This is a genomic window from Pseudomonas sp. TH15 (genome assembly GCF_016651105.1).
GTDB lineage: Bacteria > Pseudomonadota > Gammaproteobacteria > Pseudomonadales > Pseudomonadaceae > Aquipseudomonas.
The window spans coordinates 632198-645542 of the sequence record NZ_JAEKEL010000001.1 but is presented as its reverse complement, the minus strand read 5'-3'; the positions used below and the strand labels follow the sequence as shown (position 1 = coordinate 645542).

General features: G+C 60.7%; 11 protein-coding genes and 1 pseudogene. 10 read left to right on the top strand and 2 right to left on the bottom strand.

Translation table 11 applies throughout. From position 1 onward, the window contains the following. Positions 1–12: 12 nt before the first annotated feature. The gene (locus tag JFT87_RS02995; RefSeq protein WP_201198637.1) at positions 13–759 is read right to left on the bottom strand and encodes an NRDE family protein; all 747 of its coding nucleotides are present in this window, start codon (positions 757–759) and stop codon (positions 13–15) included. 136 nt (positions 760–895) lie between these two features. Between JFT87_RS02995 and JFT87_RS02990 the strand changes: the two genes are divergently transcribed. From JFT87_RS02990 to JFT87_RS02980, 3 genes are all read left to right on the top strand, one after another. Then, positions 896–1678 carry a TSUP family transporter gene (locus tag JFT87_RS02990; RefSeq protein WP_201198635.1) on the top strand — a complete coding sequence of 261 codons (783 nt, stop codon included), beginning with the start codon at positions 896–898 and terminating at the stop codon, positions 1676–1678. Between the two features lie 84 nt (positions 1679–1762). After that, on the top strand, positions 1763–2587 hold the full coding sequence (lgt, locus tag JFT87_RS02985) for a prolipoprotein diacylglyceryl transferase (RefSeq protein ID WP_201198633.1): 825 nt from the start codon (positions 1763–1765) through the stop codon (positions 2585–2587). 62 nt (positions 2588–2649) lie between these two features. Continuing rightward, the gene (locus JFT87_RS02980; RefSeq protein WP_201198631.1) at positions 2650–3621 is read left to right on the top strand and encodes a thymidylate synthase; all 972 of its coding nucleotides are present in this window, start codon (positions 2650–2652) and stop codon (positions 3619–3621) included. A gap of 93 nt (positions 3622–3714) precedes the next feature. On the opposite strand, the gene cadR is transcribed toward JFT87_RS02980, so the two are convergent. After that, positions 3715–4164, bottom strand: coding sequence for a Cd(II)/Pb(II)-responsive transcriptional regulator (gene cadR / locus JFT87_RS02975; protein WP_201198629.1), 450 nt, complete (start codon positions 4162–4164; stop codon positions 3715–3717). 85 nt (positions 4165–4249) lie between these two features. On the opposite strand from cadR, the gene JFT87_RS02970 reads away from it, so the two are divergent. The 7 genes and pseudogenes from JFT87_RS02970 to JFT87_RS02940 all read left to right on the top strand — a co-directional run bounded on the left by JFT87_RS02970 (position 4250) and on the right by JFT87_RS02940 (position 13254). Next, the gene (locus JFT87_RS02970) at positions 4250–6538 is read left to right on the top strand and encodes a heavy metal translocating P-type ATPase (protein ID WP_201198625.1); all 2289 of its coding nucleotides are present in this window, start codon (positions 4250–4252) and stop codon (positions 6536–6538) included. 16 nt (positions 6539–6554) lie between these two features. Further along, positions 6555–7418, top strand: a complete 864-nt coding sequence (locus JFT87_RS02965) for a LysR family transcriptional regulator (protein WP_123361013.1) — start codon at positions 6555–6557, stop codon at positions 7416–7418. Positions 7419–7692: 274 nt separating this feature from the next. Beyond that, positions 7693–8769, top strand: coding sequence for a putative 2-aminoethylphosphonate ABC transporter ATP-binding protein (locus JFT87_RS02960; RefSeq protein WP_201198624.1), 1077 nt, complete (start codon positions 7693–7695; stop codon positions 8767–8769). Further along, a complete protein-coding gene (locus JFT87_RS02955) occupies positions 8769–10493 on the top strand; it encodes a putative 2-aminoethylphosphonate ABC transporter permease subunit (RefSeq protein ID WP_201198623.1) in 1725 nt (574 codons plus the stop codon). Before JFT87_RS02960 ends, JFT87_RS02955 begins: the two co-directional genes overlap by 1 nt. 40 nt (positions 10494–10533) lie before the next feature. Then, positions 10534–11559: a putative 2-aminoethylphosphonate ABC transporter substrate-binding protein gene (locus JFT87_RS02950; protein ID WP_201198621.1), complete on the top strand. Its 1026-nt coding sequence runs from the start codon at positions 10534–10536 to the stop codon at positions 11557–11559. 189 nt (positions 11560–11748) lie between these two features. Beyond that, positions 11749–12697: pseudogene (locus JFT87_RS02945) on the top strand (TIGR03364 family FAD-dependent oxidoreductase). After that, the gene (locus tag JFT87_RS02940; RefSeq protein WP_201198620.1) at positions 12697–13254 is read left to right on the top strand and encodes a phosphonate degradation HD-domain oxygenase; all 558 of its coding nucleotides are present in this window, start codon (positions 12697–12699) and stop codon (positions 13252–13254) included. The pseudogene JFT87_RS02945 and the gene JFT87_RS02940 overlap by 1 nt, the downstream one beginning before the upstream one ends. The last annotated feature ends 91 nt before the right edge of the window (positions 13255–13345 follow it).

The following is a 13345-nucleotide window of genomic DNA, read 5'->3' as shown; positions in this document are numbered from 1 at the left end:
GATAACACCAATCTAAATCGTCAACTCCACTTCCCCCAAATGCCCGCCATACGGGCCAAAACTGCGCTCCACCATCACCCGCGTCCCATCCGCCTGAACGATCAACGCCGTACTCGCCCGTGTCCCATACGTCGGGCTGGCAATAAACACACTCGACAACAACGTCTCGGTGGCCAACCCCACCCCGGTATCCGGCAGTTCCGCAAACGGCGCTGCCTGCGAGTCGCTCAAAATCGCCAACAACGCCTCAGGCCGCGGATCGTTCAGCACTTCACTCAACGCAGCCTTGGCCTTGAGCACCTTCGGCCACGGCGTATCCAGCCCGGCGTTCGACAATCCATAAACCCCCGGCGCCAGCATCACCGCCGCGGTTTCCCGTGCATTGAAGTGCCACAGCTCGTTGGTATTGCCTATCAGTAGGTTAAACCCGGCATATTCCAGCGAACGTCCGACAACGTCGCTCAAATAGTCATCAATGGACATGTCGCCGCTGAGAAACCCCGCGACCAATTCACCCCGTGACTTGCGCGACGGAGGTTGATGCGGATCGCGGATATTCGTCAGCGCGGCAAAGCGTCCATCGGCACCCACGCCGAGCCAGGTACCGCCCGCTTCCAGATCCCGGCCGGCATGAACGTGGGGCGAATGTGACCACTGAGCCAGGGGCAGGGTGGGCCGGGCATAGAATTCGTCGCGGTTGGCCGCCACGATCAACGGCTGGGCGTGGCCGGGCCGCCAGGCAAAGACAATCAGGCACATAAGGTGGTCCTTGTGTGTTTTTTGCTCACTCTACGCAGACATCGCCCGTCGATCCATCGGCTTGCGTAGTAGAGCCCGAGGCCATGCATCCGTTACCATGCCGCACCTGTTTTTGGGGATGCGTGAGGATACGGTCGTGGAATTTCTGCTCTACCTGGCGCTCGGCGCCTGTGCGGGCGTGCTGGCCGGGCTGTTTGGGGTAGGCGGCGGGATCATCATCGTCCCGGTGCTGGTGTTCAGTTTCAAACTGCAAGGCTTCGATCCGTCGATCCTTACGCACCTGGCCGTCGGCACTTCACTGGCGACGATCATCTTTACCTCGGTCAATGCGGTTCGCGAGCATCACCGCCGGGGCGCCGTACGTTGGCCGATTTTTGCCTGGATGACCGTTGGCATTCTCATCGGCGCCGGTTTCGGCGCGCTGACCGCTGAAGCGATCTCCGGCCCGAATTTGCAGAAGATCATCGGCGTATTCGCGTTGATCGTCGCCGCTCAGCTCGCCCTGGACTTCAAACCCAAGGCCAGCCGAACGGTGCCGGGTAAAGTCGGTCTGACCGTGGCCGGTAGTGTGATTGGCTGGGCTTCGGCGATTTTCGGGATTGGCGGCGGGTCGTTGACCGTGCCGTTCCTGACCTGGCGTAGCGTGCCGATGCAACATGCGGTGGCCACATCGTCGGCCTGCGGACTGCCGATTGCCCTGGCAAGTGCATTAAGTTTCATGATTTTGGGCTGGCACGATCCATTGTTGCCGGCCCATAGTCTCGGTTTTATTTATTTGCCGGCGTTGCTGGGGATTGCTCTGACCAGCATGTTTTTCGCCCGCTTCGGTGCGCGACTGGCTCACAATTTGTCGCCGCGCTTGCTCAAAAGACTATTCGCCGCTTTGCTGTTCTGCGTCGGGCTGAATTTCCTGCTCTGATGCCAATCGCAATCCTGGCTTAATCCTGAGGTGGCAGCGTCCCCCCGGGAATTTTGAAGGTTTCAACTCTAACGAGGAGTCGCAATGCTGCCTTACCCGCAGATCGACCCGGTGGCCCTGGCCATCGGTCCGCTGAAAATCCACTGGTACGGTCTGATGTACCTGATCGGCATCGGCGGCGCCTGGCTGCTGGCGTCCCGTCGGCTGAACCGCTTCGATCCGACCTGGACCAAGGAAAAACTCTCCGATCTGATCTTCTGGTTGTCGATGGGGGTTATTGTCGGTGGCCGTTTGGGTTATGTGCTGTTTTATAACCTGAGCGCCTACATCGACCAACCGACGCTGATCTTCGAAGTGTGGAAGGGCGGCATGTCGTTCCACGGCGGGTTTATCGGTGTAATGCTGGCGGCGTTGTGGTTCGGTAAAAAGAACGGCAAGTCATTCTTCCAACTGATGGACTTTGTAGCACCGATGGTGCCGATTGGTCTGGGGGCGGGGCGTATCGGTAACTTCATCAACGCCGAGTTGTGGGGCAAGCCGACCGATCTGCCGTGGGCGATGGTGTTCCCGCCGTTCAGCGACCCGGCGCAGCTGCCGCGTCACCCGTCGCAGCTGTATCAGTTCGCACTGGAAGGCGTCGCGCTGTTCCTGATTCTCTGGCTGTTCTCGCGCAAGCCGCGGCCAACCATGGCGGTATCCGGGGTGTTTACACTTTTCTACGGCATCTTCCGTTTTGCTGTCGAGTTCGTCCGAGTACCGGATGTCCAAGTCGGTGACCACGGCTATCTAGCCTGGAACTGGCTGACCATGGGCCAGGTGCTGTGCATCCCGATGATCGTCGCCGGTCTGTTCCTGATCTGGCTGGCTTATCATCGCGAGCCAAAGACCCCAGTGACTTCGGCCGCTTAAGACGCCGCGCTTTAGATTCGAATCCGGGGCCACGGCTCCGGGTTCCAGGACACAGGTAACTCATGAAGCAATATCTCGATCTGGTGGCTCACGTCATCAAGAACGGCACCAAACAGGCCAACCGTACCGGCGTTAACACCATCAGTTTCCCTGGCGCGATGCTGCGTTATGACCTGAAGGAAGGTTTTCCGGCGATCACCACCCGCAAGATGGCCTTCAAATCGGCCATCGGCGAGATGTGCGGTTTCCTGCGCGGGGTGAACAACGCTGCCGAATTCCGGGCGCTGGGCTGCAAAGTCTGGGACCAGAACGCCAACGAAAATGCCCAGTGGCTGGCCAACCCGTTCCGTCAGGGCGAAGACGACCTCGGCGAGATCTATGGTGTGCAATGGCGCAAATGGCCGGCGTACAAGCAGATCCCGCTCAGCAACCCGGCGGCCATCGAGCAGACCCTGAGCCAGGGCTATCGTCAGATTGCCGAAGGTGAAGAAGACGGTCAGGCCTACGTGGTGCTGTACAAGGCGATCGACCAGATCCGCCAGTGCGTCGACACCATCATCAAGGACCCGGGCAGCCGTCGCATCCTGTTCCACGGCTGGAACGTCGCCCAGCTCGATGAAATGGCCTTGCCGCCGTGCCACCTGCTGTACCAGTTCCACCCGAATGTCGAGACCAAAGAGATTTCTTTGACCCTCTACATCCGCTCCAACGACCTGGGCCTGGGCACGCCGTTCAACCTTACCGAAGGCGCTGCGCTGCTGAGCCTGATCGGTCGCCTGACCGGCTACACGCCGCGCTGGTTCACCTATTTCATCGGTGACGCCCATGTCTACGAAAACCATTTGGACATGCTGAATGAACAGCTCACCCGCGAGCCGTTCCCGATGCCGAAACTGGTGATCAGTGACCGTGTGCCGGAGTTTGCCAAGACTGGCGAGTACCAGCCGGAGTGGCTGGAGTTGATCGAGCCGAGTGATTTCTCGCTTGAGGGTTATCAGCACCATGCGCCGATGACCGCGCCGATGGCGGTCTGATTCAGGCACCGCTTCGCGGTGTTCGCGGGCAAGCCTCGCTCCTACAGGTTCACACCATTCCCGTAGGAGCGAGGCTTGCCCGCGAAGGCGTCCTCAATGCCCATGACTTCTCCCGACATGGGAATGCTCAACCTCCGTCGCCACAACCCCGCCGCTCACTTCCAGCCGCTGCAAAATCCCGCACTGATCGATATCCGGCCCTTCGCTGCAACGTTGGCGCAGGTCGAGCAGTTGTATCTGCAAGGCCAGCAAACCATCGATCCGTGCCTTGACGTGATGGATGTGTTCATCAATCAGCGCATTCACGTTTTCGCACTGATCCTGCGGGCTGTCGCGCAGGGTCAGTAGGCTGCGGATTTCTTCGAGAGTCATGTCGAGGGTGCGGCAGTTGCGGATAAACGTCAGCCGCTCGGCATGAGCCTGGGTGTAGACGCGGTAGTTGCCATCGCTGCGGGCCGGCTCCGGGAGCAGGTTTTCGCGCTCGTAATAGCGGATGGTTTCCACTGCGCAGTCGGTCAGTTTGGCCAGTTCTCCGATCTTCATCGCGACAATCTCCAAAAGGTTGCTTGACCCTATAGTGGCTACAGGGTCTTTACTTGGCAACAGGCATCTTTATGGACGCAACCCGATGAGCGATTCCCTTCACACCCACAAACCCGAGGCTGATCACGATCACGATCACGATCACGATCACGATCACAGCCACAAGCTGCAGCCTGTGCAGAAGAAGCACGACCATGGCGGCCACGGGGATTCCTGCTGTTCCTCCAAAGCCGCCGCGCCATCGCTGATCAAGCTGAGCGACAAGCCGACCGACGGCGCGCGGCTGAGCAGTTTCCGCATCGACGCGATGGACTGCCCGACCGAGCAAACACTGATCCAGAACAAACTGGGCAAGCTGTCGGGTGTGCAGCAACTGGAATTCAACCTGATCAACCGGGTGTTGGGCGTGACCCACGACCTGCCGAGCACTGCGCCGATCATCGAGGCGATCAAGTCGCTGGGCATGGTCGCGGAGCCATTGGAGCAGGGCGTCGAAGCCCCCGCGCCGGCCGCCGAGAAGAAGCACTGGTGGCCTTTGGCGCTGTCCGGCGTGGGCGCGTTGGCAGCTGAAGTCATCCACTTCACCAACGCCGCACCGACCTGGGTGGTGGCGATCATCGCGCTGATTTCGATCCTCAGCGGCGGCCTCACCACTTACAAGAAAGGCTGGATCGCCCTCAAAAACCTCAACCTGAACATCAACGCACTGATGAGCATCGCGGTGACGGGTGCGATCCTCATCGGCCAATGGCCGGAAGCGGCGATGGTGATGTTCCTGTTTACCATCGCTGAATTGATCGAAGCCAAGTCCCTGGACCGCGCCCGCAACGCCATCGGCGGGCTGATGCAGATGACCCCGGAACAAGCCACGGTGCAGCAGACCGACGGGAGTTGGGTCGAGCAAGACGTCAAAACTATCGAGCTGGGTGCGCGAGTGCGAGTGCGTCCGGGCGAGCGCATCGGCCTCGACGGCCAAGTGGTTTCCGGCACTTCGACCATCGATCAGGCGCCGATCACCGGCGAAAGCCTGCCGATCGAGAAGACTGTGGGCGATAAAGTCTTCGCCGGCACCATCAACCAGGCGGGTTCGCTGGAATACACCGTGACCGCTGCGGCCAACAACTCGACCCTGGCGCGGATCATCCACGCCGTCGAGCAGGCTCAAGGTGCGCGGGCACCGACCCAGCGCTTCGTTGATCAGTTTTCGAAAATCTACACGCCCGTGGTGTTTGTGTTTGCCCTGGCTGTCGCGGTTATTCCGCCATTGTTCATGGGCGCGCTGTGGTTCGACTGGATCTACCGGGCGCTGGTGTTGCTGGTGGTTGCTTGCCCATGTGCGCTGGTGATTTCCACCCCGGTGACCATCGTCAGCGGCCTCGCGGCAGCGGCGCGCAAAGGGATTCTGGTCAAGGGCGGCGTCTATCTGGAGGGCGGTTACAAGCTCGATTACCTGGCCCTGGATAAGACCGGCACCATCACCCACGGCAAACCGGTACAGACCGATTATCTGTCCCTCGACCCGACTACCGATGAAACCGCGCCAGCTATTGCCGCAGCGCTGGCCGGCCGTTCCGATCACCCGGTGTCGCTGGCTATCGCCAACGCCGCTGTGGATAAACAACTGGCGCCGTGGGTTGTGGATAACTTCGAGGCTTTGGCCGGTCGCGGTGTGCGCGGTGAAATCGATGGTCAGGTCTATTACCTGGGCAACCATCGTCTGGTGGAAGAGCTGAACCTCTGCTCGCCAGCGCTGGAAGAAAAACTGTTCGCCCTGGAGAAACAGGGCAAATCGGTGGTGCTGCTGCTCGACAAGTCTGGCCCCTTGGCGCTGTTTGCCGTGGCGGACACAGTGAAAGAGTCCAGCCGTGAAGCGATTCAACAGCTTCACGATCTCGGCATCAAAACCCTGATGCTGACCGGCGACAACGTCCACACCGCCCAGGCGATTGCCGCGCAAGTCGGGATCGACGAAGCCAAGGGCGACCTGCTGCCGACCGACAAACTGCAAGCCATCGAAGCCCTTTATGCGAAAGGACATAACGTCGGGATGGTCGGCGACGGCATCAACGACGCCCCGGCATTGGCCCGGGCTGAGATCGGTTTTGCCATGGCCGCCGCAGGCACCGATACCGCCATCGAGACGGCTGATGTCGCCCTGATGGACGACGATCTGCGCAAAATCCCTGCGTTCATCCGACTGTCGCGTCAGACCTCAAGCATCCTGAAACAGAACATCGCCCTCGCTTTGGTCATCAAGGCTATCTTTCTTGGGGTAACCTTCGCCGGGATCGCCACCATGTGGATGGCGGTGTTCGCCGACATGGGCGTCAGCCTGTTGGTGGTGTTCAACGGTTTGCGCCTGTTGCGCAAATAAGCGATGAGGAACGGGTGTGCTGAGTGCCGAGCTGAAGGCGTTTTACATGGTGGCCCGCTTGGGCAGCATTACCCTGGCGGCCAAGAAGCTCGGCCTGAGCCAACCCACCGTGACGACCCAGATTCGGCATCTGGAAAGCCAATACTCGGTTGAGCTGTTCTACCGTGGCGGTCGCCGCCTCAGCGTCAGCGATGAAGGCGCGCGGCTGCTGCCGATGGTCAAGGCGCTGTTGCAGCAGGAAGCCGACATCGAGTTTTTCCTGCGCAACAGCGGCCAGGTCCAGGGCACGTTGCGCATCGCCGCCACCGCTCCGTATTACATCCTCGATCTGGTGAAGACCTTTCGCGAGCGTTTGCCGCAGGTGGAAGTGTCGGTGGAAATCGGCAACTCCCAGCAAGTGCTCGAAGCGCTGGAGGATTACCGGGTCGATGTCGCCGCGTCTTCGCAGTTGCTGGACGATGCGCGGCTGATTCGCCGAGTGCTCGGCAGCGATCCGCTGGTGCTGGCGGTACATCGTAATCATCCGTTGGCAGTACACGATCATGTGCCGCTCAGCGCGTTGGCGGGGCATACCTTGTTGATGCGTGAGTCGGGCTCGACCACTCGGCGGCTGACTGAAGAGTTACTGGCCAGCGCCGGGGTGAGTTTCGGGCCGCTGCTGGAGATTGGTAGCCGTGAGTCGATCCGTGAAGCGGTGCTGCGCAATATCGGCATCAGCATCATCGCCCGGCAGGAAGTGCCGCATGACCCGCAATTGCGGGTGCTGACCATCGAGAATGCGCCGCAGATTCCGGAGTACTTGTACTGCCTCAAGGAGCGAAAGGGCGCGCGGTTGCCGGCGGCGTTTCTGGGGTTGGCGCAGGAAATGGCCCCCGCCTAGATTCCTGTGGCGAGGGGGCTTGCCCCCGTTCGGCTGCGCAGCAGTCGTAAACCCATTAAATGCGGTATGCCTGAAAAAACACCCTCGCAGTTTTGGGGCCGCTTCGCGACCCAACGGGGCAAGCCCCCTCGCCACAATTTCATCTGGCATAAGGCTGTGGATTTCTCTCAACCCAAATCCCCGAATACCACTATCGGCCGTTTTTGCCTCGTTGCCACATGACGGACGCATTACAAACCTAGGATGGCCCTCATCTGCTTGATGAGGTCTGTCCATGAACCACTCGATCGCAACTGCCCTGACCAACCCCGGCGCACCCATGAAAGTGCGCGGCGTGCAGAAACGCTTCGGCGCCTTCACCGCGCTGGATAACGTTTCCCTCGACGTGGCGGCCGGTGAGCTGGTGTGTCTGCTGGGCCCGTCGGGTTGTGGTAAAACCACCTTGCTGCGTTGCATTGCCGGTCTGGAGAAGCAGGACAGCGGCGAGTTGTACCTGGGTGATCGCGACGTTTCCCACCTGGCGCCGCAAGCCCGGGACTACGGCATTCTGTTCCAGTCCTACGCGCTGTTCCCCAATCTGACCGTCGAAGCGAACATTGCCTACGGCCTCGCCGGCAGTGGTCGCGATGAAGTGCGCAAGCGTGTCGGTCAGATGCTGGAACTGGTCGGCCTGCTCGGCAGTGAGAAAAAGTACCCCGGCCAATTGTCCGGCGGCCAACAGCAGCGCGTCGCACTGGCCCGAGCCTTGGCTCCGGCGCCTTCGTTGTTACTGCTCGACGAACCGATGTCGGCACTCGACGCGCGAGTCCGCGAGCACCTGTGCACCGAGCTGCGCCAATTGCAGCGCAACCTCGGCGTCACGACCCTGATGGTCACGCACAATCAGGACGAGGCCATGCTGATGGCCGATCGCATCGCCGTGATGAACAACGGCAGAGTCGAGCAGTACGCCACGCCGCAGGAAATCTACGACCGTCCGGCCACGCCGTTTGTGGCGGAGTTCGTTGGTCAGGGCAACTGGCTGCCGTTCCGCCGCAGCAGCGACAGCCACGCCCAGGTTGGCGGGATGAACATGCGCCTGGCCGAAGGCAGTGCGAAAACCGCGTCCGGCCGTTTGTTCTGCCGCCCGGAGGCGATCAACGTCAATCCGCCGGTGCACGAAGAAAACCTGTTCCCGGCCAAGGTTCGTGAAATCACTTTCCTCGGCAACCGTTGCCGCATGAGCTTCGAACTCGATCAACTGCCGGGCCACGCACTGCTCGCCGAGCTCGCGCCGGAAGCCATGCCACGCCTCGGTGCTCAACAAATCATGGTTGCCTTGCCTCCGCGTAGCCTGCAGGTGTTTGCCTGATGGGCGCGAACCTCGCGCTGCCGATACCGCACAAGCAGGTTCGGCAGACCTCCCGTGCCGAGATCGGCGACCGGGTGTTCGTGGTCGGCGGCAAAGTTCTGTTGCTGGTCTTGCTCGGTGTCGCGGTGTTGATGCCGTTGCTGGCGATCTTCTGGCGCGGTTTCAGCGCTGAAGCCGGGCAGGGCGGTGGTCTGGTGGCTGCCCGTGAATTGGTGACCAGCGCGAATTTCCACTGGTTGCTTGGCAACAGTCTGAAAGTTTCCCTCAGCGTCGCGGCCATCGTCGTACCGCTGGCTTACCTGTTTGCCTACGCCCTGCAACGTACGTTGATGCCGGGCAAGGGCATCTGGCGCGGGATGTCTCTGTTGCCGCTGATGGCACCGTCGATGCTGCCGGGGATTGCACTGGTTTACCTGTTCGGTAACCAGGGCATGTTGCGTGGTTTGCTCTCGGACAATATCTACGGTTTCTGGGGGATTGTTCTCGGTGAGGTGATCTACACCTTCCCACACGCCTTGATGATTCTTCTGTCGGCGCTGTCCCTGGCGGATGCGCGACTGTTCGATGCCGCTTCAAGCATGGGCGCCAGTCCGGCGAAAGCCTTTCGCAGCATCACCTGGCCGGCGACTCGTCAGGCGGTGTTCGCGGCGTTCTGCCTCGTCTTCACCCTGACCATCACCGACTTCGGCGTGCCCGTAGTGGTTGGCGGCGACTATCAAGTGCTGGCGCTGGAAGCCTACAAAGCCGTGGTCGGCCAGCAACAGTTCGGTCGTGGCGCGTTGATCGGCATGGTTCTGCTGCTGCCGGCGCTATTCAGTTTCGGGGTCGACGCCTGGCTGCGTCGGCGTCACGGCGATTCCATGAGCGGTCGGGCGCAAGTGTTCAAACCGGCGCCATCGAAGCTGCGGGACGGCTGCTACCTGGCCGTTGTGCTGCTGATCTGCGCGGTGTTGCTGTTGGTGTTCGGCATGGCGGTGTACTCGTCGCTGGTGAAATTCTGGCCGTACAACCTGTCGCTGTCGCTCAACCATTACCAGTTCAACGACACCGCAGGCGGTGGCTGGCTGGCCTACGGCAACAGCGTGAAGATGGCCCTGTGCACGGCGTTGATCGGCAGCGTGCTGATTTTCACCGGCGCCTACCTGATGGAAAAAACCAAAGGCCAGCGCGGATTGAATCTGACCCTGCGCATGCTCAGTTTCGTACCGATGGCGGTGCCGGGTCTGGTGTTGGGCCTGGGTTACGTCTTCTTCTTCAACCTCAACGGCAACCCGCTGCATGTGCTCTACGGGACCATGACCCTGCTGGTGGTCTGCACCATTGCTCACTATTTGACCACCGCGCAAATGACCGCCACCACTGCGCTGCGCCAACTCGACGCCGAGTTCGAGGCCGCCGCGCTGTCGCTCAAGGCGCCGCTGTATCGGCATTACCTGCGGGTCACCGTGCCGATCTGCCTGCCGGCGCTGCTGGACATCGTGCGCTACCTGTTCGTCTCGGCGATGACCACCGTCTCGGCAGCGATCTTCCTCTACAGCCCCGACACCATCCTTGCGGCGGTGGCGGTGCTGAACATGGACGACGCCGGCAACGTCGGTGGCGCGGCGGCGATGTCGACTTTGATTCTGTTCACTTCGGCGGGCGTGTCCCTGCTGCTGGCCTGGGCTTCGCGCGGTTTGCTGCGCCGCTCCCAGGCCTGGCGGCAGACCGCGCCTGGCCATTGATTTTCAATCCCGCAAACCTCAACTCAAACAGGAAAAGATCATGTTCAAGCCCCTGGCCCTGGCCGCTGCTGTCCTCACCGCTTTCAGCCTGAACGCCTTCGCGGCGAAAACCGAGTTGACGGTGTACACCGCCCTCGAAGCCGAACAACTGACGGCCTATAAGGCGGCCTTCGAAAAGGCCAACCCGGACGTCGAGATCAAGTGGGTGCGTGACTCCACCGGGATCATCACCGCCAAACTGCTGGCCGAAAAAGCCCGGCCACAAGCCGACGCAGTCTGGGGCCTGGCGGCGTCGAGCCTGGCGATCCTCGATCAGCAAGGCATGCTGCAAAGCTATGCGCCAAAGGATTTGGCCAAGATCGGCGGCAACTACCGCGACGCCGCCAACCCGCCAGCCTGGGTCGGCATGGACGTCTGGGCCGCGACCATTTGCTTCAACACTGTCGAAGCCGAAAAGCAGGGCCTGAGCAAACCCGTGAGCTGGCAAGACCTGACCAAGCCTGAGTACAAAGGCAAGATCGTCATGCCTAACCCGGCCTCGTCCGGCACCGGTTTCCTTGATGTCAGCGCCTGGCTGCAAACCTTCGGCGAGAAGCAGGGTTGGGCGTACATGGACGGCTTGCACCAGAACATCGGCCAGTACGTTCACTCCGGCTCCAAGCCTTGCAAACTGGCGGCTTCCGGCGAATTCCCGATTGGTATTTCCTTCGAATACCCGGCCGTCCAGCTGAAACGCCAGGGCGCGCCGCTGGACATCATCCTGCCGAAAGAAGGCCTGGGCTGGGAGATCGAAGCCACCGCTGTAATCAAGGGCACGGCCCATGAAGAAGCCGCGAAGAAACTGGCGGACTTTTCTGCCAGCCCGGCGGCGATGGAACTCTACAAAGAGAACTTCGCGGTCCTCGCGCAACCCGGTATTGCCAAGCCGCAGACCGAATTGCCCGCGGATTACGAGCAGCGTTTGATCAAGAACGACTTTGCCTGGGCCTCGAAGAATCGCGACGAGATCTTGACCGAGTGGCGTAAGCGCTATGACGGCAAGTCCGAGAAGGTCGTTGCCAAGTAAGATCTCTATCGGCTGATACGGCCTCATCGCGAGCAAGCTCGCTCCCACATTGGATCGTGTTCACCACACAATTCTCTGAGGGAGCTGACACATTGGATCTTCAGTGAACGCAAATTCTGTGTGCACCAAAAATCCCCTGTGGGAGCGAGCCTGCTCGCGAATGCGGTCTCTCATTCAGAGCACCTCTAAATGACACACCACAAAGACCTGCTCATCGTAGGTGCCGGCATCCTCGGCCTGTCCCACGCTTACGCCGCCGCCAAGCGCGGCCTCAAGGTCACTGTTTTCGAACGCACCGCTACGCCCCTCGGCGCCTCGGTGCGCAACTTCGGCCAAGCGCTGGTCACCGGCCAACCACCCGGCCCGATGCTCGAACTGGCCATACAACGGCCAGTTCAGCCATCACCGCGCCGCGCTGCACGGCAAGGACGATCAGCAACTGTATTCGCGCGAAGCAATTCCAGCGCTGATCGACTACCTGCGCCGCGAATTGGGCGTCGAGTTTCACTTCTCCACCCTGGTGCGTGACATTGAGCCCGGCCGCTTGCATAGCACTGCCGGCAGCTTCTTTGCCGAGCAGATCATCGTCTGCTCCGGTCACGACTATCAGACCTTGCTGGCTGAGTCGATTGCCGCGCTCAACCCGCAAATCTGTCGTCTGCAAATGCTTCGCGCCCGGCCGCAGATCAACCTGAATCTGCAACACGCACTGCTCACCGGATTGAGTTGCGTGCATTACGGCGCGTTTGCCGACCTGCCGGAAGCTGCGGCGGTGCAAGCACAGATCCTGCGGGACGCGCCGCACTTGCAGGAGAACGGCATTCACCTGCTGATCAGCCCGACGCCTCACGGCGAACTGATCATCGGCGATTCCCACCATTACGGCAGCGACCCTTCACCGTTCAACGCCGAGCAGGTGGACGACTGGATGATCGAGCTGGCCGAGCAGACCCTGGGCTGCAAAGTGCAAGTGGTCGAGCGCTGGCAGGGTGTCTATGGTTCACGGGGACCGGGGCCGTTCTCGTTCCTGCGCCCGGCGAAAGGTTTGGGCGTGGCGTTGATGCACACTGGCGTCGGCATGAGCGTCGGGCCGGCGATGGCCGAACGTAACGTCGCACTGTTGTTGGGAGAGGATTGATGGAGCGCCATGAACAAGTGATCGCCGAAGTCTTCGCGCTGTACGAGCGCTTTGGCGACAGCGACTACATCGGTGAGCCGGTGTCGCAGATCGAGCACATGTCCCAGGCCGCCGAACTGGCCATGGCCGAAGGCTTCGACGATGAAGTGGTGTTGGCGGCGTTCTTTCACGATATCGGGCATATCTGTGCTGAGGATGCCGAGAACATGGGCGGGTTTGGCGTGGTCAGTCATGAGCGTTTGGGCGCGGATTATTTGCGTCGGGCTGGCTTCAGCGAGCGCATGGCGCGGCTGGTGGAATACCACGTTCAAGCCAAGCGTTATCTGACGCTCAAGGAGCCGGGGTACTACGAGCGTTTGAGCGAAGCCAGTCGCCGGACGCTGGAATATCAGGGTGGGGTGATGACGGTGGCCGAGGCTGAGGCGTTTGAGCGTGATCCGTTGTGTGCGGTCAGTTTGCGGATGCGGCAGTGGGATGAACTGGCAAAGGAAGAGTGGGTGCCGGTGATTGATATGGCAGTGCTGAAAGAGAAAGCGGCGCGATTGTTTGCTGCCTAAGTTTTTGAACCGAGTTGCTGCAATCGCTAGCAGGCTAGCTCCCACAGGGGATTTGTGTTGTGACCACGATCCAGTGTGGGAGCGAGCCTGC

Coding starts and splice junctions, on each gene's coding strand:
- JFT87_RS02940 (WP_201198620.1), top strand. CDS start 12,697: ATGGAGCGCCATGAACAAGTGATCGCCGAAGTCTTCGCGCTGTACGAG.
- JFT87_RS02970 (WP_201198625.1), top strand. CDS start 4,250: ATGAGCGATTCCCTTCACACCCACAAACCCGAGGCTGATCACGATCAC.
- lgt (WP_201198633.1), top strand. CDS start 1,763: ATGCTGCCTTACCCGCAGATCGACCCGGTGGCCCTGGCCATCGGTCCG.
- JFT87_RS02995 (WP_201198637.1), bottom strand. CDS start 759: ATGTGCCTGATTGTCTTTGCCTGGCGGCCCGGCCACGCCCAGCCGTTG.
- JFT87_RS02980 (WP_201198631.1), top strand. CDS start 2,650: ATGAAGCAATATCTCGATCTGGTGGCTCACGTCATCAAGAACGGCACC.
- JFT87_RS02955 (WP_201198623.1), top strand. CDS start 8,769: ATGGGCGCGAACCTCGCGCTGCCGATACCGCACAAGCAGGTTCGGCAG.
- JFT87_RS02950 (WP_201198621.1), top strand. CDS start 10,534: ATGTTCAAGCCCCTGGCCCTGGCCGCTGCTGTCCTCACCGCTTTCAGC.
- JFT87_RS02960 (WP_201198624.1), top strand. CDS start 7,693: ATGAACCACTCGATCGCAACTGCCCTGACCAACCCCGGCGCACCCATG.
- cadR (WP_201198629.1), bottom strand. CDS start 4,164: ATGAAGATCGGAGAACTGGCCAAACTGACCGACTGCGCAGTGGAAACC.